Origin of the sequence: Tsukamurella spumae, from assembly GCF_012396015.1 — a bacterium.
GTDB lineage: Bacteria > Actinomycetota > Actinomycetes > Mycobacteriales > Mycobacteriaceae > Tsukamurella > Tsukamurella spumae.
This window is the reverse complement of the sequence record NZ_JAAXOQ010000005.1, coordinates 1-19,173: the sequence shown is the minus strand read 5'-3', so window position 1 is coordinate 19,173 and position 19,173 is coordinate 1. Positions and strand designations below refer to the sequence as shown.

19 protein-coding genes and 1 tRNA gene are annotated in these 19,173 nt (G+C 70.4%); 12 read left to right on the top strand and 8 right to left on the bottom strand.

Translation table 11 applies throughout. The features are described 5' to 3' along the window. Positions 1 to 23 precede the first annotated feature (23 nt). The 3 genes from paaI to HF999_RS04980 all read right to left on the bottom strand — a co-directional run bounded on the left by paaI (position 24) and on the right by HF999_RS04980 (position 3,192). Positions 24 to 443, bottom strand: a complete 420-nt coding sequence (paaI, locus tag HF999_RS04990) for a hydroxyphenylacetyl-CoA thioesterase PaaI (protein ID WP_246207276.1) — start codon at positions 441 to 443, stop codon at positions 24 to 26. Then, positions 440 to 2,494 (bottom strand): phenylacetic acid degradation bifunctional protein PaaZ, encoded by a 2,055-nt coding sequence (paaZ, locus tag HF999_RS04985; RefSeq protein ID WP_168544809.1) that lies wholly within the window; start codon positions 2,492 to 2,494, stop codon positions 440 to 442. The genes paaI and paaZ overlap by 4 nt, the downstream gene beginning before the upstream one ends. A gap of 86 nt (positions 2,495 to 2,580) precedes the next feature. After that, positions 2,581 to 3,192, bottom strand: coding sequence for a TetR/AcrR family transcriptional regulator (locus HF999_RS04980; protein ID WP_168544808.1), 612 nt, complete (start codon positions 3,190 to 3,192; stop codon positions 2,581 to 2,583). 99 nt (positions 3,193 to 3,291) lie between these two features. On the opposite strand from HF999_RS04980, the gene HF999_RS04975 reads away from it, so the two are divergent. The 9 genes from HF999_RS04975 to paaK are packed head-to-tail and all read left to right on the top strand — an operon-like array spanning position 3,292 to position 10,901. Beyond that, entirely contained in the window at positions 3,292 to 4,050 is a 759-nt protein-coding gene (locus HF999_RS04975) for an enoyl-CoA hydratase/isomerase family protein (RefSeq protein ID WP_376766476.1), read from the top strand. Then, positions 4,047 to 4,898: a 3-hydroxyacyl-CoA dehydrogenase family protein gene (locus HF999_RS04970; RefSeq protein WP_168544807.1), complete on the top strand. Its 852-nt coding sequence runs from the start codon at positions 4,047 to 4,049 to the stop codon at positions 4,896 to 4,898. The genes HF999_RS04975 and HF999_RS04970 overlap by 4 nt, the downstream gene beginning before the upstream one ends. A 31-nt stretch (positions 4,899 to 4,929) precedes the next feature. After that, a complete protein-coding gene (locus tag HF999_RS04965) occupies positions 4,930 to 5,712 on the top strand; it encodes an enoyl-CoA hydratase-related protein (RefSeq protein ID WP_168544806.1) in 783 nt (260 codons plus the stop codon). Positions 5,713 to 5,736: 24 nt separating this feature from the next. Further along, complete coding sequence (paaA, locus tag HF999_RS04960) at positions 5,737 to 6,696, top strand: 1,2-phenylacetyl-CoA epoxidase subunit PaaA (protein ID WP_168544805.1); 960 nt, start codon at positions 5,737 to 5,739, stop codon at positions 6,694 to 6,696. 2 nt (positions 6,697 to 6,698) lie between these two features. Further along, complete coding sequence (paaB, locus tag HF999_RS04955) at positions 6,699 to 6,995, top strand: 1,2-phenylacetyl-CoA epoxidase subunit PaaB (RefSeq protein WP_168544804.1); 297 nt, start codon at positions 6,699 to 6,701, stop codon at positions 6,993 to 6,995. A 58-nt stretch (positions 6,996 to 7,053) separates the two neighbouring features. Then, a complete protein-coding gene (paaC, locus tag HF999_RS04950; RefSeq protein ID WP_168544803.1) occupies positions 7,054 to 7,971 on the top strand; it encodes a 1,2-phenylacetyl-CoA epoxidase subunit PaaC in 918 nt (305 codons plus the stop codon). An 11-nt stretch (positions 7,972 to 7,982) separates the two neighbouring features. Then, positions 7,983 to 8,483, top strand: coding sequence for a 1,2-phenylacetyl-CoA epoxidase subunit PaaD (gene paaD / locus HF999_RS04945; protein WP_168544944.1), 501 nt, complete (start codon positions 7,983 to 7,985; stop codon positions 8,481 to 8,483). Then, positions 8,480 to 9,571 (top strand): 1,2-phenylacetyl-CoA epoxidase subunit PaaE, encoded by a 1,092-nt coding sequence (paaE, locus tag HF999_RS04940; RefSeq protein ID WP_246207295.1) that lies wholly within the window; start codon positions 8,480 to 8,482, stop codon positions 9,569 to 9,571. The genes paaD and paaE overlap by 4 nt, the downstream gene beginning before the upstream one ends. Before the next feature lie 40 nt (positions 9,572 to 9,611). Then, on the top strand, positions 9,612 to 10,901 hold the full coding sequence (paaK, locus tag HF999_RS04935; protein WP_168544801.1) for a phenylacetate--CoA ligase PaaK: 1,290 nt from the start codon (positions 9,612 to 9,614) through the stop codon (positions 10,899 to 10,901). A 67-nt stretch (positions 10,902 to 10,968) separates the two neighbouring features. Here paaK and HF999_RS04930 read toward each other — a convergent pair whose 3' ends face one another. The 4 genes from HF999_RS04930 to HF999_RS04915 all read right to left on the bottom strand — a co-directional run bounded on the left by HF999_RS04930 (position 10,969) and on the right by HF999_RS04915 (position 14,874). Next, positions 10,969 to 11,628 carry a response regulator gene (locus HF999_RS04930; RefSeq protein WP_168544800.1) on the bottom strand — a complete coding sequence of 220 codons (660 nt, stop codon included), beginning with the start codon at positions 11,626 to 11,628 and terminating at the stop codon, positions 10,969 to 10,971. Next, positions 11,618 to 13,252, bottom strand: a complete 1,635-nt coding sequence (locus HF999_RS04925) for a sensor histidine kinase (RefSeq protein WP_168544799.1) — start codon at positions 13,250 to 13,252, stop codon at positions 11,618 to 11,620. Before HF999_RS04925 ends, HF999_RS04930 begins: the two co-directional genes overlap by 11 nt. A 28-nt stretch (positions 13,253 to 13,280) precedes the next feature. Continuing rightward, entirely contained in the window at positions 13,281 to 14,657 is a 1,377-nt protein-coding gene (locus HF999_RS04920) for a CitMHS family transporter (RefSeq protein WP_168544798.1), read from the bottom strand. Positions 14,658 to 14,800: 143 nt separating this feature from the next. Continuing rightward, a tRNA-Arg gene (locus HF999_RS04915) sits at positions 14,801 to 14,874 on the bottom strand. Positions 14,875 to 14,983: 109 nt separating this feature from the next. Here HF999_RS04915 and HF999_RS04910 point away from each other — a divergent pair. Both HF999_RS04910 and HF999_RS04905 read left to right on the top strand, forming a co-directional pair. Beyond that, the gene (locus tag HF999_RS04910; protein ID WP_168544797.1) at positions 14,984 to 15,538 is read left to right on the top strand and encodes a PadR family transcriptional regulator; all 555 of its coding nucleotides are present in this window, start codon (positions 14,984 to 14,986) and stop codon (positions 15,536 to 15,538) included. Positions 15,539 to 15,547: 9 nt separating this feature from the next. Continuing rightward, the gene (locus HF999_RS04905; protein WP_168544796.1) at positions 15,548 to 17,578 is read left to right on the top strand and encodes an NADPH-dependent 2,4-dienoyl-CoA reductase; all 2,031 of its coding nucleotides are present in this window, start codon (positions 15,548 to 15,550) and stop codon (positions 17,576 to 17,578) included. A 4-nt stretch (positions 17,579 to 17,582) separates the two neighbouring features. Here HF999_RS04905 and HF999_RS04900 read toward each other — a convergent pair whose 3' ends face one another. Then, a complete protein-coding gene (locus tag HF999_RS04900) occupies positions 17,583 to 17,981 on the bottom strand; it encodes a PPOX class F420-dependent oxidoreductase (protein ID WP_168544795.1) in 399 nt (132 codons plus the stop codon). A 217-nt stretch (positions 17,982 to 18,198) separates the two neighbouring features. Between HF999_RS04900 and cmrA the strand changes: the two genes are divergently transcribed. Next, positions 18,199 to 19,005 (top strand): mycolate reductase, encoded by an 807-nt coding sequence (cmrA, locus tag HF999_RS04895; RefSeq protein WP_168544794.1) that lies wholly within the window; start codon positions 18,199 to 18,201, stop codon positions 19,003 to 19,005. Positions 19,006 to 19,173: the final 168 nt, after the last annotated feature.

The following is a 19,173-nucleotide window of genomic DNA, read 5'->3' as shown; positions in this document are numbered from 1 at the left end:
CCGCCGCCGGCTGAGTTCTTCGGTCAGCCGCCGGACGGGATGGTCCGGCTGTCGCCGCGGAACTCCGCGATCACCTCGCCACCGCGGCGCACCGTCACGTCGTAGAGACCGTTGCGGCCGAACCGCTCCCGTTCGACCGCCGTCGCGGTCAGCACGTCGCCGAGCCGCGTCGCGCGCAGGAACCGGATGTCCGCCCGCGCGGCGACGGCGGCATCGCCCCGTGAATTGCAGGCGAGGGCGAAGGTGGTGTCCGCGAGCAGGAAGACATAGCCGCCGTGGGTGATCCCGTGGCCGTTGACCATCGTCTCCCCCACCGTCACCGTCGTGGTCGCGACTCCTGGGTGCAGGTCCACGATCTCGATCCCGAGGGCCCGGGAGGCGTTGTCCGCGGCGAACATCGAACGCGCGGGCTCGCAATCGCCGCCCACCACCGCCGCACTCATGCCGGCTCGCCGCCGTCCCGGGTCTTGGCCACCAGCGTGAGCACGTCGTAAGTGGCGACCGGCGAATCGTCCTGGTTGGTGACCACGGCGTCCCAGCGCACCTCGCCGTAGTCGGCGCCACTGCGCGGGGTGATCTGCTTCGCCGTCAGGGTCACCGTGAGCGAGTCGTCCGCACGCACCGGGGTCAGAAAGCGCAGGGAGTCGACGCCGAAGTTCGCCAGCACGGGGCCCGGCGCGGGGTCGACGAACAGGCCGGCGGCGAGGGAGACCACGAGGTAGCCGTGCGCGACGATGCCGCCGAACAACGGGTTGGCGGCGGCCGCCTCAGGATCGGTGTGGGCGTAGAAGGTGTCGCCGGTGAACTCCGCGAAGTGGCCGATGTCCGCCAGGCGGACGGTACGCGGCCCGCCGACGATGGTGTCACCGATCTTCAGCTCCGCCAGGGACTTACGGAACGGGTGCTCGTCGCCCTCGGTCCGGGGCGCTCCGGTGACCCATTGCCCGGTGGTCGCGGCGAGCACGGCCGGGGTGCCCTGGATCGCGGTGCGCTGCATGTGGTGCAGGACGCCGCGGATGCCACCGAGTTCCTCGCCGCCCCCGGCACGGCCGGGACCGCCGTGCACGAGTACGGGCAGCGGCGAACCGTGGCCGGTGGACTCCCGCGCGTCCTCGGCGTTGAGCACCAGGAGCCGCCCGTGGAACGGGGCGATGCCGAGCAGGACCTCGCGGGCCAGCTGCGGGTCCGCGGTGACGAGCGAGGCGACGAGACTGCCGCCGCCGCGGGCGACCAGCTCGACCGCGTGTGCGGTGTCGCGGTAGCCGATGACGGTGGCCACCGGACCGAAGGCCTCGATCTCGTGCACGCCGGGGGCCTCGGGGTCGGTGCTGCGCAGCAGCATCGGCGGCAGGTACGCACCCGTCTCCGCGTCACCGCCGACCACGGCGAAATCGTCCGGGTCACCCACCACCAGCTCGGCGGCGCCGCGGAGCTTGTCCACGGCGGCGAGCACATCGGTGCGTTGGGAGAGGGAGACGACCGGGCCCATGGTGACGCCCTCGGCGCCCGGCGCGCCGACGACGACGCGCTCGAGCCGGGCGCGGGCCGCCTCGACGACGGCGTCGACCATCGACTCGGGCACGAGCGCGCGACGGATGGCGGTGCACTTCTGGCCGGCCTTGACGGTCATCTCAGTGGTGAGCTGCTTGATGTACAGATCGAACTCGGGGGCGTCGGTGGTGACGTCGGCGCCGAGGACGGAGGCGTTGAGCGAGTCCGCCTCGGCGGTGAAGTGCACGCTGCGCTCGACGAGGACGGGATGCGCGCGGAGCTTCGCCGCGGTGTGCGCGGACCCGGTGAAGGCGACGGAGTCCTGCCCGCCCAGGCTGTCGAGCAGCGGGGCCGGGTCACCGCACAGCAGCTGCACGGATCCTTCGGGCAGGAGCCCGGATTCGATGATCCGGCGGAACACCGACTCGGTGAGGTAGGCGGTCTGGGTGGCGGGCTTGACGATGCTCGGGACGCCGGCCAGGAAGGCGGGCGCGAGCTTCTCGAGGAAGCCCCATACGGGGAAGTTGTAGGCATTGATCTGCACCGCGACACCGCGCCGCGATGTGAACACGTGGCGGGCGAGGAAGGTGCCCTTCTTGCCGAGCTGCTCGACGGGACCGTCCAGGTGCACGGTGGCGTTCGGCAGCTCGCGCTTGGCCTTACTGGCGTAGCTGAGCAGGGTGCCGAAGCCGCCGTCGATGTCGACACCGGAGTCCCGCTCCGTCGCGCCGGTCCGCGCCGACTCGGCGTAGAACTCGGCCTTGCCGGCCATGAGCGTCAGGCCCAGCGCCTTGAGGGCGGCGGCCCGCTCGTGGAAGGTGAGCGCGGCGAGCGCGGGCCCGCCCGTCTCCCGGGCGTACGCGGCCATCGCGGAGACGTCGAGCCCCGTCGACGAGACCCGTGCGACCTCGGCACCGTCGACGGGGCTGACCACCGCGCGGCCCTCGTCCGTGGCGCGGTGCCACCGTCCGAGCGCGTAGCTCTCCACCATCCTGCTGTCCATGACACGCTCCCTATTACCGTATGTTCGGTCGGTAATCAGGGTGGCCCGGGACGGCCGTCCGTGTCAAGCCCCCGGCGTCGGGCGGCTCAGCTCCGGCGCAGCCCGTCGAACGCGATCGCGACGAGCGCGTCCGCGACCTCCCCGACCGGATGATCCGGCTTGGGGCGATACCACTCGACCAGCGAGTTGACCATGCCGAACAGCAGGCGGCTGGTCACCGACGGATCGGCGTCCGCGCGCACATCGCCCTCGGCGACGGCTCCGGTCACCAGCTCCGCGACGACGGCGTCGAACTCACGGCGCCGCGCGAGCGCCCGGCGTTCGACCTCGGAATTGCCGCGCACCCGCAACAGCAGCGTGACATAGGGCAGCTCCGCCACCAGCACGTCCACGCTGCGCCGCAGCACGTGTTCGAGACGGTCGACGGCGCGCCCCGTCGTGGCGCCGGCCTCAGTGGTGACCGCGAACAGACCGCTGAGGGCGCGGTTGAGGGCGAGCTCGAGCAGTTCCTCCTTGCCGGCGACGTGATGATAGATCGACGACTTCGTCAGGCCGAGGTTCTTGGCCAGCACGTCCATGCTGGTCGCGTCGTAGCCGCGCTCGTTGAACACCCGGACGGCGACCGCCAGCAGGGAGTCCAGGTCGTAGCCGGGGCGCCCCGGCGAGCCGGTGCGGCGTCGAACAGGCGTTGCGCTCATGCGCAGATTCTCCCACCCCGCCCCGCGGTCGCATCAAGACCTTGTTACCTACCGAACGATCGGTTATTATTTCGCCACAGCCCAGCCCGAGGGAGTTGCATGAGCGAGACCCTTCCGCCGGTCGCCACCGACCTGCAGACCGTCACCGTCGAGCGCACCGACGACCGGTACGTCGTGACACTCGACCGCCCCGCGGCACGCAATGCCATCGACGCGGCCATGATCGCCGAGCTGCACACCGTCTGCGGCATCGTCGAGGCGGCCCCGGCACCCGTGCTGCTCACCGGCGCGGGAGAGCACTTCGCCGGCGGCGCGGACATCGGCGAGCTCCGCGAACGCGGCCGCGACGAGGCCCTCTCGGGCATCAACCGCACCCTGTTCGACCGGTTCGCCGCACTCCCCCTGCCGACCGTCGCCGCGATCAGCGGCTACGCGCTCGGCGGCGGAGCCGAGCTCGCCTACGCCTGTGACATCCGGATCGCCACCGAGACCGCGGTGTTCGGCAACCCCGAGCCCGGGCTCGGCATCCTCGCGGCCGCCGGGGCCACGTACCGCCTCCCGTCCCTGATCGGACAGTCGGTGGCCAAGCAGGTGCTCCTCGCGGGACGCACGCTCGACGCGGAGGCCGCGCGCCGCTACGGACTCGTCATGGACGTCGTCCCCGCGGGCGAGCACCTCGCGGCCGCCCACCGCGTGATCGATCGCATCGTCGCGTCCGCGCCGTTGGCCCTGCGCCTGACCAAGGCCGTCGTGGACGGGACCGCCCGGATCGAGGACATCGCCCAGGCCGTCCTGTTCGAGACGGCGGACAAGCGTGACCGCATGACCGCCTTCCTGGAGAAGAGGAACCGCCGATGACCGCAACACCGTCGAAGGTCGGCGTCATCGGCGGGGGCCGGATGGGCGCGGGCATCGCACAGGTCTTCGCCGCACTCGGCGCCTCCGTCACGATCGCCGAGAGCGGCGACCGGGATGCCGCGCTGACCCGGGTCACCACCGGCCTGCAGCGCGCGGCCGAGCGCGACAAGCTGGGCGGTCGGACCCCGGAGGACGTGGCCGCGCGGGTCACCGTCGTCGCCGCGATCGAGGACCTGCCCGCGGACGCCGACCTCGTCGTCGAGGCCGTCCCCGAGATCATCGATCTCAAGCTCGGCGTGCTGCACCGAGTCCAGGACGCGGTGCACGGCGGCTGCGTCATCGCCAGCAACACGAGCTCCCTGTCGATCGCCTCCCTCGCGGCGGCGCTCGACGACCCGACACGCCTGGTGGGCATGCACTTCTTCAACCCGGTGCCGGCGTCGACCCTGGTCGAGGTCATCCGCACCGATGCCACCGACGACACCGTGGTCGAGCGGGTCCGCGAGTGGGTGCGACTCCTGGGGAAGCAGGAGGTGCTCGTCAACGACTCCCCCGGCTTCGCCACCAGCCGGCTCGGAGTGTGCCTGGGCCTGGAGGCGATCCGCATGCTCGAGGACGGCGTCGCCGATGCGGAGTCCATCGACCGGGCCATGGAGCTGGGCTACCGCCACCCGATGGGCCCGCTGCGCTCCACCGACCTGGTCGGCCTGGACGTGCGGCTCGCCATCGCGGAGCACCTCGCCGCCACTCTGGGCCAGCGGTTCGAACCGCCGCAGTTGCTGCGCGACATGGTCGCCCGCGGTGACCTCGGCCGTAAGACCGGCCGCGGCTTCCACACCTGGTCCTGACCCACCGAAACCCGACATCGAAGGAGTAGGCATGGATTCCGCCACCGTCACCGTGACCGACGGCCTCGCCGTGCTCACGCTGAACCGCCCGCAGGCCGCCAACGCGCTGGACCTCCCGCTCAAGACCGCGCTGCTCGACGGTGTCCGGGCGATCGCCGCCGACGACACCGTCCGGGCCGTGCTGATCCGGGCCGAGGGCCGCAACTTCTGCGTCGGACAGGACCTCGGCGAGCACGCGGACGCGCTCGGCACCGCGCCGGACCGGGCCATGGACACCGTCGCCGAGCACTACAACCCCCTGATCTCCGGCATCGCCGGGCTCGAGGTCCCCGTCGTCGCCGCCGTGCAGGGCGCGTGCGTCGGTGCGGGCCTCGGCCTCGCGCTCGCCGCCGACGTGGTCGTCGCCGCCGAGAGTGCGAGCTTCGCGACGGCCTTCACCGCCATCGGCCTGGCGTCCGACTCGGGCCTGACCCGCACGCTCGTCGACGCCATCGGCGCCGTCCGCACGCGGGCGTTCATCCTGCTCGGCACCAAGATCTCGGCCGCGCAGGCCCTCGACTGGGGCCTCATCGCCCAGGTCGCGGCCGACGACGAGGCCGCAGCCACCGCCGAGGCCGTCGCGCGCCGGCTCGCCGCCGGACCCACCGCGGCGTTCGCAGCGGTGAAGTCGCTCGTCGCCGCCTCGCTCCCACCGCTCGACGATGCCCTCGAGCGCGAGCGCGCAGCCGCCGGGCCGCTCGCCACCACCTCCGACCACCGCGGCGCGGTCGAGGCCTTCCTCGCCAAGCGCCGCCCCGAGTTCACCGGTCGCTGACCCGGCCGCACGGAAGGTACAGCCATGACGGAGACCATCATCGAACTGGAGACCGAGTTCGAGCGGATCATCCAGTCCGACCAGCGCATCGAGCCGCGGGACTGGATGCCGGACGGGTACCGCAAGACCCTGATCCGGCAGATCGCCCAGCACGCGCACTCCGAGATCATCGGCATGCAGCCCGAGGGCAACTGGCTCACCCGCGCACCGTCGCTGCGCCGCAAGGCGATCCTCATGGCGAAGGTGCAGGACGAGGCGGGCCACGGGCTCTACCTGTACTCCGCGACGGAGACCCTCGGTGTTGATCGCGCCGAGCTCACCGACAACCTCATCGAGGGCCGCCAGAAGTACTCGTCGATCTTCAACTACCCGACCCTGTCCTTCGCGGACGTGGGGGTCATCGGCTGGCTGGTCGACGGTGCCGCCATCTGCAACCAGGTGCCGCTGTGCCGCAGCTCGTACGGTCCGTACGGCCGCGCGATGATCCGGGTGTGCAAGGAGGAGTCCTTCCACCAGCGGCAGGGCTTCGAGCTGCTCATGACGATGATGTCCGGCACACAGGCGCAACGGGACATGGTGCAGGAGTCCGTGAACCGCTGGTGGTGGCCCGCGCTGATGATGTTCGGCCCGCCCGACGACCGCTCCCCCAACTCGGCGCAGTCGATGGCCTGGCGGATCAAGCGGCACACGAACGACGAGCTGCGGCAGCGCTTCGTCGACATGTCGGTGCCGCAGGCCGAGATCCTCGGAGTCACCTTCCCGGACCCGGACCTGCGGTGGAACGCCGAGCGCGGCGCCCACGACTTCGGCGAGCCGGACTGGGACGAGTTCATGCAGGTCGTCAAGGGCAACGGTGCCACCAGCGTCGAGCGGATCGCGAACCGTCGCGCCGCCCACGAGAACGGGGCCTGGGTGCGGGAGGCCGCCGCGGCCTTCGCCGCCCGGACCGCCGCAGCGGACACCACCACATCGGAGCAGGAGTAGACATGACCGAGCAGACCCGCATCGACTGGCCGCTGTACGAGGTGTTCCTGCGCGGCAAGCGCGGACTCAACCACGTGCACGTAGGCTCCCTGCACGCCGCCGACGCCGAGATGGCGTTGCGCAACGCCCGCGACGTGTACACCCGCCGCAACGAGGGCGTGAGCATCTGGGTGGTCCGCTCCACCGATGTGGTGGCCTCCAGCCCGTCCGAGAAGGATCCGTTCTTCGCCCCCAGCGGCGACAAGGTCTACCGCCACCCGACCTTCTACGAGATCCCCGAGAACGTGCCCCACATGTGACCCGCGACCTCCGGTCACCGCAGCCCACTCGCTCAGCCCGCGAACAGGATTCACAGCCATGATCGATCACGACAACGCCTACGAGAGTCTCGTCGACTCGGACTCCCACGGACAGTGGGCCTTCGGCACCAGCTTCGACGAGCCCCTCGCCGGGGTGGATACGACGGTGCCCGACGACGTCGACCCGCACACTCTCGCGGTGTACTGCCTCATGCTCGGCGACGATGCGCTGATCTCCGCGCAGCGACTGGCCGAATGGAGCACCCGCGCACCCGAGCTGGAGGAGGAGGTCGCGCTCGCCAACGTCGGGCTCGACCTGATCGGCCAGGCCCGGCTCCTGCTGGCCCGCGCCGCGGCCGCCGATCCCTCAGTGGTGCCGGTCATCTCGGACTCCTCGCCGGTTCCCGCCGAGGACGCGCTCGCCTTCTTCCGCGACGACTCGGCGTTCCGCAACGTCCGGCTCGTCGAGCTGGACAACGGCGATTTCGCCGTGTCGACGGTGCGCCTGCTGGTCTTCGCGACGGCCCGCCTGGCCCTGTTCGACCGCCTCCGCGGCTCCCGCGACCCGGTGCTCGCCGCTGTGGCCGCCAAGGGGGTCAAGGAGATCACCTATCACCGCGACTACGCCGCGCGGTGGGTGCTCACCCTCGCGCAGGGCACCGACGAGTCCCGCCGCCGCATCGAGGCGGCCATCGCCCGGGTCTGGCCCTACGTCCCCGAGCTGTTCGAGCCGTCCGCCGAGGAGCTCGCGCTCGCCGCGTCCGGGATCGGCATCGACCCGCGCGAGCTGCGCGCCGAGTTCGACGCAGTCATGGAGCTGACCTTCGGCGCGGCCGGGCTACCGATCCCCGATGCCCCGGGCGTCGCCCGGGTGGGCGGCCGAGCCGGCCGCCAGGGCCTGCACACCGAGGAGCTCAGCCGCATCCTCGCGGAGATGCAGTCCGTCGCCCGCGCACATCCCGAAGGGACGTGGTGACCGTGCAGGCCATGCAGTCGCGCACGCCGCTCGCCGTGGTGGGCGCGGTGCTCGACCCCGAGATGCCGCAGGTCACCCTCGCGGACCTGGGCATCGTCCGCGAGGTGTTCCAGAACGCGGACGGCGCCGTCCGCGTGACCATCACCCCCACCTACTCCGGCTGCCCCGCGATGGGGACCATCCGGGCCGACATCGAGTACGCGCTGCACGCCGCCGGATACGGGGAGGTCGTCATCGACACCGCCCTGTCCCCGGCCTGGACCACCGACTGGATCACCGACTCCGGCCGTGCGAAGCTCCGCGCCGCCGGGTATTCGACGCCGGGCCCCGCGCCCCGTCGCGGCGACGGCCCCGTCCCCCTGACCCTGCGGGCCCGTCCCCGTCGGATCGCCTGCCCCGCCTGCGGATCCGACGCCACCCGTCTCGACTCCGAGTTCAGCACGACCCCCTGCAAGGCGCTGTACCGCTGCCTGGACTGCCACGAGCCCTTCGACCACGTCAAGGAGATCTGATGACCGCCGTCGCCCCCACCCCCGCCCGGGGTCGCGCGTTCCACGCGCTCACCGTCGCCGACGTCGAGCCACTGTGCGACGACGCGGTGGCCGTCACCTTCGACGTCCCGGGCGAACTGGCCGACGAGTTCGCCTTCGCCGCCGGGCAGTCGCTCACGCTGCGCCGGATGATCGACGGGGTCGAACATCGCCGGTCGTACTCGATCTGCGCACCCGTCGGCGACCGGCCTCGGGTCGGCGTCCGCGAGGTCACCGACGGTCTCTTCTCCTCGTGGCTGGTTCGGCGGGTCCGCGCCGGCGACACCATCGAGGTGCAGGGCCCCACCGGCAGTTTCGCCGCCGACCCCGACGCGGGTGGCGTGCACGTGCTGATCGCGGCGGGCTCCGGCATCACGCCGATGCTGTCCATCGCCGGCACCGTCCTCGCCAATCCCGCTGCGCGCGTGATCCTCATCTACAGCAACCGGCGCACGCGGTCGGTGATGTTCGCCGACGAGATCGCCGATCTCAAGGACCGCTACCACGACCGACTCGACGTGATCCACGTCCTCTCCCGCGAGCCCCGCGATGTCGAGCTGTTCACCGGCCGGGTCGACGCCGAGCGGCTCCGCGAGCTGCTGCTCACCGTGGTGCCGACCGGCGATGTCGACCACTTCTGGCTGTGCGGCCCGCACGGCATGGTCACCGACTCGGAGGCCGTGCTCGCCGAACTCGGTGTGGCGCGCAGCGCGATCCATCGCGAGCTGTTCTACGTCGACGACGGCACCCCGCCGCCCCAGGAGAAGCACCGCGAGCCGGGCATCACCGGCCCGAGCAGCGCCGTCACCGTCGTCCTCGACGGGCGGAGCGCCACCGGCACGATCGCCCAGGACGACACCCTGCTCGACGGTGCCGAGAACTTCCGCCCCGACCTGCCCTTCGCCTGCAAGGGGGGCGTGTGCGGAACCTGCCGCGCGAAGGTGCTGTGCGGCACCGTCGACATGCGACGCAACTACGCCCTCGAGGACGACGAGGTGGCCGCCGGCTTCGTCCTGACCTGCCAGACGTACCCGACCAGCGACACCGTCACCGTCGACTTCGACGCCTGACGCCCGACCTCCCCGCCTTTCCAGCCCGAGGAAGCCAACCATGACATCGACCGTTCCCACCGACGACATCGAGTTCGCCACCCGCGACCGGATCTCCGCCCTGCAGCTCGAGCGCATGCAGTGGTCGGTCACCCACGCCTACGAGAACGTGCCCCACTACCGCCGCGCCTTCGACGAGGCGGGGGTGCACCCGTCCGACCTCAAGGAGCTCGCCGACCTCGCCAAGTTCCCCTTCACGACGAAGGCGGACCTGCGCGAGAACTACCCGTTCGGCATGTTCGCCGTGCCGCGCGAACGGGTCTCGCGGATCCATGCCTCCTCCGGCACCACCGGCCGCCCCACCGTGGTGGGCTACACCGCCGAGGACATCAGCACGTGGGCGGACGTGGTCGCCAGATCGCTCCGCGCGGCCGGCGTCCGCGCGGGCGACCGGGTCCACGTCGCCTATGGCTACGGCCTGTTCACCGGAGGCCTCGGCGCGCACTACGGCGCCGAACGGCTGGGCGCCACGGTGATCCCCATGTCGGGCGGACAGACGGAGAAGCAGATCCAACTGATCCAGGACTTCGAGCCCGACGCGATCATGGTGACCCCGAGCTACATGCTCACGATCGTCGACACCATGCTGGCCATGGGCGTCGATCCCCGCGCGACCTCGCTGCGCACAGGCGTCTTCGGCGCCGAGCCGTGGACCGACCGGATGCGCGCCGAGCTCGAGCAGGAGGTGGGCATCGACGCCGTCGACATCTACGGCCTGTCCGAGGTGATCGGACCGGGCGTCGCGATGGAGTGCGTCGAGACGAAGGACGGCCTGCACATCTGGGAGGACCACTTCTACCCCGAGGTCATCGACCCGATGACCGGTGAGGTGCTGCCGGACGGCGAGCACGGCGAGCTGGTCTTCACCTCGCTCACCAAGCAGGCGACGCCGATCATCCGGTACCGCACGCGGGATCTCACCCGCCTGCTCCCCGGGACCGCCCGCACCATGCGGCGGATGGAGAAGGTCACCGGCCGCACCGACGACATGATGATCCTGCGCGGAGTCAACGTGTTCCCGACCCAGATCGAGGAGCTGATCCTCGGGATCGATTCCCTCGCACCCCAGTTCCAGTGCGTGCTGGACCGTCCCGAGCGCATGGACCGGCTCACCGTGCGGGTCGAGAACCGTCACGACCGCCCCGTCGACGAGACCGCCGGCAGCACCCTGACCAGGATCATCAAGGACACGATCGGCATCTCGGTCGAGGTCGACGTTCTCCCCCCGGGCGGCATCGAGCGCACCGTCGGCAAGGCACGCCGGCTGGTCGACAACCGCCCGAAGGACTGACGCTCAGGCGTCAGCCATACGCGGCCGAGGGGTTCGGCGAGGGGCCTCGCACTGGGCGGAAACGGGCTCAGCTCAGCGCATATCGCTGCCGCGGGCGCCCGGTGGCGCCGTACTGCAGCGCCATCGTCAGCGTCCCGTCCCGCACCAGGTCGGCGAGGTAGCGGCGCGCGGTCGCCGGTGAGATCCCCACCTGGCCTGCGATGTCGTCGGCCAGCAGCGGCCCCTCCGCCGCCCGCAGCGCCTCGACGATGCGCCGCTCGGTGACCGAGCCGCCGTCGTCGCGGCGCGGGGCCGGGCGGTCGCTGCGCAGCACCGACGCGGCGGCGTCGACCTGGTCCTGGGTGACCTCGGGACCGTCGAGAATCCGCCGGTAGGCCGTGTACGCGCCGAGCCGTCGCGCGAGCTCCGTCGCCGGAAAGGGCTTGATGAGGTACTGCAGGGCGCCCGCGGCGAAGCCCGCGCGCACACCGGCCGCATCGTCGGCGGCACCGAGGATGAACGCGTCGCAGCGCATCTCGCGGACCAGGTCGATGCCCGAGCCGTCGGGGAGGTAGACGTCGACCAGCGCCAGGTCGATCCGCTCGCGCTCCAGGATCGCGCGCGCCTCCGACAGCGTCCGAGCGGAGCCCACCGTGGTGAGCCCGACCATGGTGTCCACGATCTTGGCGTGCAACGCGGCCACCCGGAAGTCTTCGTCCACCACGAGGATCCGTAGGTCACGAGGCATCGTCGCGCACCCCCTGCGGCAGGGTCGCCATGACGGTGGTGGGCTCGTCCGCGGCGGTGCCGCCGCGCCCGACGACGGTGACCTCTCCCCCGTGCCCGCGCGCCACCTGCCGCGCGATCGCCAGGCCGAGACCGCGCCCGCCGGGCACCGTCGGATCGGTGCGGGTGCTGACGCCCTCCACGAAGGGATCGTCGACGGTGAATCCCGGCCCGCTGTCGGCGACGATGATCGCGAGGTCGTCGCCGTCGCGCAGCACGTCGATCTCCACCTCCCGGGGCTCGCCGCCGTCCGCGGCGGCGTCGATGGCGTTGTCGAGCAGATTGCCCACGAGGGTGGTGGTGTCGACGGGGTGCGTGAGCACGCCGACCAGTGCGGTGTCTGCGCCGACCCGCAGCACCACGCCCCGCTCACGGGCCCGCGCGGCCTTGGCCGAGACGAAGGCCTGCAAGTGCGGCTCGTCGAGGCGATCGAGCCCGGACACCGGCAGGACCCCGGCCGGACCGGAGATCTCGTCGAGATAGGCGATGGCCTCGTCGGTGCGGCCGTCGCGGAGCAGCCCGGCGACGACGTGCACGCGATTGGCCGCCTCGTGCCGTTGCGCGCGCAGCGCGGAACTCATGGCCTGCACGGAGTCCAGCTCGCGGGTGAGCGCCTCGACATCGGTCCGGTCGACCGCGGTGAGGACGGTGCCCAGATCCGTCTCGCCGCGGTGCACACGACGAGCGGCGACGAGGACGACGCGCTCGTTCACCGCGGCCGCGACGGGCGTCTCGGTGGGAGCCGCCACGACGGCCGAGACCCGTTCCGAGAGGCCCAGTTCCGGTAGCGGAGTGCCCGCCTCGGCGGTCACGCCGAGCAGTTCGCGGGCGCGGTCGTTGATGACGCGGACGATCCCCGTGGCGTCGATGGCGATGACGCCCTCCGAGCCCGAGTACAGGACGGCGCTCTGTTCCCGGATCAGCTCCGCCATCTCCTCCGGCTCGAGTCCCAGTGTCAGGCGCCGCCACCGTCGGGCCAGCAGCCCCGAGCCGATGATCCCGACGGCGAGCGCGAGAGCCGCGACCGCCGCCAGCAGGAGCAGGGTGCGGCGCGCCGCCTCGGCGACCGTCTCGGTGGAGATCCCGACACTGACCAGACCCACGACCTTCCCGTCGGGACCGAGGACCGGGGCCTTGGCGCGGACCGAGTCGCCGAGGGTTCCGCGCTGCAGGGTGAGTTCGACGTCACCGCCGAGCACGGTCGACGGGTCGGTGCTGAGCGGCGCACCCAGCTGGGACGGGTCGGGGTGGGCGATCCGGTAGCCGGCGTCATCGGCGATGACCACGAACAGCACTCCCGTGCGCTGGGTGATCGCGACCGCCTGGCGCTGCAGCGGTGCGGCGGCGAGTTCGGCCTGCGTGGCCGGACGGCCCGCGCGCCGGGCCGCGGACTGCGCTGCGGCGCCGGCCCGGACATCGGTGTCGGAGGCGACCGTCTCGGCGATCGCCTCCGCCCGGTGCCCGTACTCGGTACGGGTGTTCGCGTCCACACGGTGCAGCACGATGCCGAATCCGGCCGCCAGGCTGACGATGATGATCACCACCTGAAGCAGGAGGATCTGCGTCCGCAGCCGGATCCTGGGCATCGCCTCAGCCTAGTCATCCGATCCGTGCTCAGAACGGGATCTGGCCGACGAGGACTCCGACGACCAGCATCACGAGCGAGACGACGACCGCGCGCCACAGCACCTTCTTGTGGTGATCGGCGAGTCCGACACCCGCCAGCGCGACGAGCAGCAGGATGGCCGGGACCAACGGGCTCTGCATGTGGAAGGGCTGACCGGTGATCGAGGCCCGGGCCATCTCGGCGGCGCTGATCCCGTAGTGGCCCGCCGTCTCCGAGAGCACCGGCAGGACACCGAAGTAGAAGGCGTCGTTGGACATCAGGAAGGTGAACGGGATCGAGAGGATGCCGGTGATCACTGCCAGGTGCGGCCCCATCGACGTGGGGATGATGCCCGTGACCCAGGCGGCCACCGACTCCACCATGCCGGTTCCCTTGAAGACGCCGGTCAGAACTGCTGCGGCGAAGACCATTCCGACCACCGAGACGATCGACTTCGAGTGCCGCGTGATGGCCTCCTGCTGCTCCGCCACCCTGGGGAAGTTCACGGCCAGCGCGATCGCGGCGGCGATCATGAACAGCACCGGGATCGGCAGCAGGTCCAGCGCGAGCACCGCGAGCAGCGCGATGGTGATCGCGGCGTTGAACCACAGGAGCTTCGGGTTGCCGTGCACGCCGAGGGCCGCCGTCAGCGCGCCGTCCTTGGTGCCCGAGGAATCCTCGTCGGGCCCGCCGGTGCCCGCATCACCGCCGACGGTGCCGCCCCCGCCCCCGGAGCCCACGCCGGAGAGGACCCGATCACGGATCACGATGCTGCCCAGACGCTTGCGCTCCATGAGCCCGAGATGCCAGGCGAAGGCGAGAACCACGACCATACCCGCGATCAGCGACGGGATCATCGGCACGAACACCTCGGACGGTGAGATCTTCAGCGCGGCGGCGGCGCGGGCGGTGGGGCCGCCCCAGGGGAGGATGTTCATGGTGCCGTTCGCCAGGCCCGCCACCACCGTGAGCACGACGGGGCTGACGCCGAGCTTGAGGTACAACGGAAGCAGCGCGGTCGTGGTGACGATGAAGGTCGTGGAGCCGTCACCGTCGAGCGAGACGACGGCGGCCAGGACACCCGTGCCGAGTACGAGCTTGGCCGGGTCCTCGCCGACGACGCGGACCACGGCGCGGATGACCGGGTCGAACAGGCCGACGTCGATCATCACCCCGAAGAAGATGATCGCGAAGAACAGCATGGCCGCGGTGGGGGCGAGATCCTTGATGCCGTCGGTGATCATCTTGCCGATGCCCGTGCCCGCCCCCGCGAGCAGGCCGAAGACCACCGGAACGGCGATCAGCGCGACGATGGGCGTCGCGCGGCGGGTCATGATGACGACCATGAACGCCGCGACCATGGTCAGTCCCAGGACTGTCAACATGGGGTTTCTCCTCGTGAGTGAGTGATCGGGATAACACGAGAAGCATGGGGGTGATGGGGTTCACAGCGCACTCTTGTGCGTGTTAGTCGCACTTCTGCGCGTTTCGCGCCGTACCGCGACGGTGATCCGAACGTGAGCCTGTGCGCCCCCGGCAGGAATCGAACCTGCGACCTAGAGATTAGAAGGCTCTTGCTCTATCCAACTGAGCTACGGAGGCTGGTGGTGCGGTGGTCATCCTATCGGCAAGGTCACGTGGAGCTGACCTGTGCATCAACACGCACTGCAATTAGTTGCATAAGTTCCGAGGCGACGGTAGCGTCGGCGGCGTGGCCCTCGAACATGCACTGCTCGTCTCCCTGAGCGAACGATCGGGCACCGGATATCAGCTCACCCGGCGCTTCGACCGCTCGATCGGGCACTGGTGGCAGGCCTCGCACCAGCAGATCTACAAGACGCTGGCGCGGATGACCGAGGACGGCCTCGTCACCTACGTCGAACAGGCACAGGACGGCAAGCCGGACAAGAAGGTCTACTCGATCACCGACACCGGGCGGAAGGCCCTGTCGGAATGGATCCGCACGCCGGGCAAGGATTCGCCGGACCGGCGCGAGCTGGCCACCCGAATCCGGGGTGCGGCACCGTCGGACCTGCCCTACCTGGCGAACGAGGTCCGGCGCGTCCGGGACCTGCACGCCGAGCGGGCGGAACTCTTCCGCACCCTGGAGACCCGCGACTACCCCACCCCTGCCACCCTCACGGGCACACAGCTGCAGCAGTACCTCGTACTGCGCGGCGGCGTGCTCTCCGAACAGGGCACCGTCGACTGGCTCGACGAGGTTCTCCGTGCCCTGCCCAGCCACAGCTCTGAATCAGCGGATTAAGGATCAGCCATGTCAGCCAAGTACCCCCATCTGTTCGAGCCGCTCGACCTGGGCCACACGACGCTCAAGAACCGCGTCGTCATGGGCTCCATGCACACCGGGCTCGAGGACATGCCCTGGGACATCGGCAAGCTCGCGGCCTACTTCGCGGCACGCGCCAAGGGCGGCGTCGGCCTCATCATCACCGGCGGCTACTCCCCCAACATCACCGGCTGGCTGCTGCCCGCCGGCGCGAAGATGTCGTCGCCGATCGATTCCCTCCTGCACAAGCGGGTGACCGACGCGGTGCACAAGGAGGGCGGCAAGATCGCGATGCAGCTGCTGCACGCGGGCCGCTACTCGTACAACCCGCTCAGCGCCTCCGCCAGCGCGATCAAGGCGCCGATCAACCCGTTCAAGCCCCGCGCGATGTCGGGCTTCGAGGTCCGAAAGACCATCCGCGACTTCGGCAACGCCGCGCGCACCGCGCAGAAGGCCGGCTACGACGGCGTCGAGGTGATGGGCGGCGAGGGCTACCTGATCAACCAGTTCCTCGCTGCACACACCAACAAGCGCACCGACGAGTGGGGCGGCTCCGCCGAGAACCGGCAGCGGTTCCCGGTCGAGATCGTCAAGGAGATCCGGAAGCGGTGCGGTAAGGACTTCATCGTCGTGTTCCGGCTGTCGATGGCGGACTTCGTTCCCGACGGCCAGACCCGCGACGAGATCCTCTCCCTGGCGCACAAGCTCGAGGCCGCCGGCGTGGACATCCTCAACACCGACATCGGCTGGCACGAGGCCCGGGTGCCCACCATCGTGACCTCGGTACCGCGGGCGGCGTTCGCCGCGTTCACCGCGGATGTGACCCGCGCCGTGAACATCCCCGTCTGCGCCGCCAACCGGATCAACATGCCCGGCACCGCCGAGGAACTGCTCGAGCGCGGCGACGCGCAGCTGGTCCAGATCGCCCGCCCCCTCCTCGCCGACCCCGAGTGGGCGAACAAGGCGCGCGACGAGCGGGCCGACGAGATCAACACCTGCATCGGCTGCAACCAGGCCTGCCTGGACCACGCCTTCGTGCACAAGAAGGTCTCCTGCCTGGTGAACCCCCGAGCGGGTCGCGAAACGGATCTCGTTCTGGCGCCTACCCGTTCGGCGAAACACGTGGCCGTGGTCGGCGCCGGTCCGGCGGGCCTCGCCGCCGCCGTCAGCGCCGCCGAGTGCGGGCACAGGGTCGAGCTGTTCGAGGCCTCGGAGAAGATCGGCGGACAGTTCGGGTACGCCGCGAAGATCCCCGGCAAGGAGGAGTTCAACGAGACCATCCGGTACTACACCACCATGTTGGACCGGAACCAGGTGACCGTGCATCTGAACACGCGCGCCGACGTCGAGGCGCTGGCCGGCAAGTTCGACGAGGTGATCATCGCGACCGGCGTCGTGCCGCGCGTACCGTCCTTCCCCGGCGTGGACCACCCGAAGGTGATCACGTACGCCGAAGCGATCAGCGGCGCCAAGGAGATCGGCGACACCGTCGCCATCATGGGCGCCGGCGGCATCGGCTTCGACGTGGCCGAGTTCGTCACCACCGACAAGTCCCCCACCCTGCACCTCGACGAGTGGAACGCCGAGTGGGGCGTCACCCGCCAGGGCGACGTGCCCGGGTTCATCACCAAGCCCGTCCCCGCACCGTCGACCCGGTCCAAGGTGTACATGCTGCAGCGCAAGAGCACCCCGCAGGGCATCGGCCTCGGCAAGACCACGGGCTGGGTGCACCGCGCCACGGTGAAGATGAAGGGGGTGGAGCAGCTCAAGGGCGTCAACTACGAGAAGGTCGACGACGCCGGCCTGCACATCACCTTCGGCGAGGAGCGCAAGGACGCGCGCGTGCTCGACGTCGAGACCGTGATCCTGTGCACCGGCCAGGAGTCGGTGCGCGACCTCGACGAGGCGCTCGCGGACCGCGGCGTGAAGACGCACGTGATCGGCGGCGCCGCCCTGGCCGCCGAGCTGGACGCCAAGCGAGCGATCCGGCAGGGCACCGAGGTGGCCGCGGCGCTGTAGCGCCCTACTTCAGGGCGTTACCGCTGAATCGGGTGGGGCGGATCGCGATCTTGACGCGATCCGCCGCATCCGGCGGCACGACCGAGCCCTGGCCGTACCGCTCCGCGAGACGCGTGTACAGATAACCCGTCGGGTCGGGCTCGATTCGGTCGAGCTCGCCCCGGATCTCCAAGTAGTTGTACGGATTCCCCTCGGGCAGGATCGAGATCGCCACTCGCGGCTCATGCTGGATGTTCCGGAACTTCTGCCGGAAGTCGGTGTGCGTGAACCAGATCAGCCCGTCCTCGAAGAGGAACCACATAGGGTTGACCTGCGGGCCGCCGTCGGGGCGCACCGTCGCCAGGTCGACGACGAGAGCCTGATCGAGGAGTGCGCGGGCGGCTTCGGGAATGTCTGCGGTCATACCGCAGACTCTGCCGCATAACGGTTCATGTCTTCCACCTTCAGCTCACGACAATGGCGAGGCTAACCTAATTGCAGTACGCCGTGGGCGCCACTCGAAACACATATCCGCAGGTCCAGCGTGCGCGAAGTCGCCCGGCGCCACTACGCGACCACGGTGGTCACAGTGCGATCTTCGCGATGTCGACCCACGGGTGCCCTCCCGTACGATCTGACCCATGCCAGTACCCGCACCCCATCAGTCCGCCCGCGCCGTCGTCACCGGCGGCTCCTCCGGCATCGGTGTCGCCCTCGCCACGGAGCTCGCCCGCCGCGGCCACTCGGTCATCCTCGTCGCCCGCAGCACCGGCCCCATGGAGGAGCTGGCCGCGAAGCTGCGCGCCGAGTTCGGCGTCGAGGCCGAGGTCCGCGGCGTCGACCTCTCCGACCACGCCGCCCGCGCCGTGCTCTGCGAGGAGCTCGCCTCGCGCGAGATCTCCATCCTGTGCAACAACGCCGGTACCGCGACCTTCGGCCGCGTCATCGACCTGGACTTCGACTACGAGCGCGCGCAGCTGGAGCTCAACGCGAACGCCGTCCACGACCTGACCCTGGCGGTGTTGCCGCAGATGGTCGCGCGCGGCAACGGCGGCATCATGATCACCGGCTCCGCGGCCGGCAACATGCCCATCCCGAACAACGCCACCTACGCCGCGTCGAAGGCCTTCGCCAACACCTTCTCCGAGTCGCTGCGCGGCGAGCTCAAGAACACCGGCGTGCACGTCACCCTGCTCGCCCCCGGCCCCGTGCGCACCGAACTCCCCGATCCCGAGGATCGCTCCACGGTGGAGAAGGTCGTTCCCGAGTTCCTGTGGGTCAACACCGAGTACACCGCGCGGGTCACGCTCGACGCGCTCGAGAAGAACAAGATGCGCGTGGTCCCCGGGCTGCTGTCCAAGGGCATGTCCATGGCCGGCCACTACACGCCACGCGCGATCATGGCCCCGATCGTCGGGCAGATGTACAAGAAGCTCGCCGGCAACTGACCGACTCCCGATTGAACACCGTTATGGAGGGCGAACCCGCAGGCGGATCCAAGAGGCTAGCGCAACACGGCTCTATGCTGCTTGTTCGGATAGTAGTTGGTCGAGTGCCTCGGCTGGTGTCTGCCAGTCGAGGCGCTTGCGGGGCCGGCGGTTTAGCTGGGCGGCGAC

Excerpts from the sequence above, each read along its gene's own strand:
- paaI (WP_246207276.1), bottom strand. The coding sequence starts at position 443 with ATGAGTGCGGCGGTGGTGGGCGGCGATTGCGAGCCCGCGCGTTCGATG.
- paaZ (WP_168544809.1), bottom strand. The coding sequence starts at position 2,494 with ATGGACAGCAGGATGGTGGAGAGCTACGCGCTCGGACGGTGGCACCGC.
- HF999_RS04980 (WP_168544808.1), bottom strand. The coding sequence starts at position 3,192 with ATGAGCGCAACGCCTGTTCGACGCCGCACCGGCTCGCCGGGGCGCCCC.
- HF999_RS04975 (WP_376766476.1), top strand. The coding sequence starts at position 3,292 with ATGAGCGAGACCCTTCCGCCGGTCGCCACCGACCTGCAGACCGTCACC.
- HF999_RS04970 (WP_168544807.1), top strand. The coding sequence starts at position 4,047 with ATGACCGCAACACCGTCGAAGGTCGGCGTCATCGGCGGGGGCCGGATG.
- HF999_RS04965 (WP_168544806.1), top strand. The coding sequence starts at position 4,930 with ATGGATTCCGCCACCGTCACCGTGACCGACGGCCTCGCCGTGCTCACG.
- paaA (WP_168544805.1), top strand. The coding sequence starts at position 5,737 with ATGACGGAGACCATCATCGAACTGGAGACCGAGTTCGAGCGGATCATC.
- paaB (WP_168544804.1), top strand. The coding sequence starts at position 6,699 with ATGACCGAGCAGACCCGCATCGACTGGCCGCTGTACGAGGTGTTCCTG.
- paaC (WP_168544803.1), top strand. The coding sequence starts at position 7,054 with ATGATCGATCACGACAACGCCTACGAGAGTCTCGTCGACTCGGACTCC.
- paaD (WP_168544944.1), top strand. The coding sequence starts at position 7,983 with ATGCAGTCGCGCACGCCGCTCGCCGTGGTGGGCGCGGTGCTCGACCCC.
- paaK (WP_168544801.1), top strand. The coding sequence starts at position 9,612 with ATGACATCGACCGTTCCCACCGACGACATCGAGTTCGCCACCCGCGAC.
- HF999_RS04930 (WP_168544800.1), bottom strand. The coding sequence starts at position 11,628 with ATGCCTCGTGACCTACGGATCCTCGTGGTGGACGAAGACTTCCGGGTG.
- HF999_RS04925 (WP_168544799.1), bottom strand. The coding sequence starts at position 13,252 with ATGCCCAGGATCCGGCTGCGGACGCAGATCCTCCTGCTTCAGGTGGTG.
- HF999_RS04920 (WP_168544798.1), bottom strand. The coding sequence starts at position 14,657 with ATGTTGACAGTCCTGGGACTGACCATGGTCGCGGCGTTCATGGTCGTC.
- HF999_RS04905 (WP_168544796.1), top strand. The coding sequence starts at position 15,548 with ATGTCAGCCAAGTACCCCCATCTGTTCGAGCCGCTCGACCTGGGCCAC.
- HF999_RS04900 (WP_168544795.1), bottom strand. The coding sequence starts at position 17,981 with ATGACCGCAGACATTCCCGAAGCCGCCCGCGCACTCCTCGATCAGGCT.
- cmrA (WP_168544794.1), top strand. The coding sequence starts at position 18,199 with ATGCCAGTACCCGCACCCCATCAGTCCGCCCGCGCCGTCGTCACCGGC.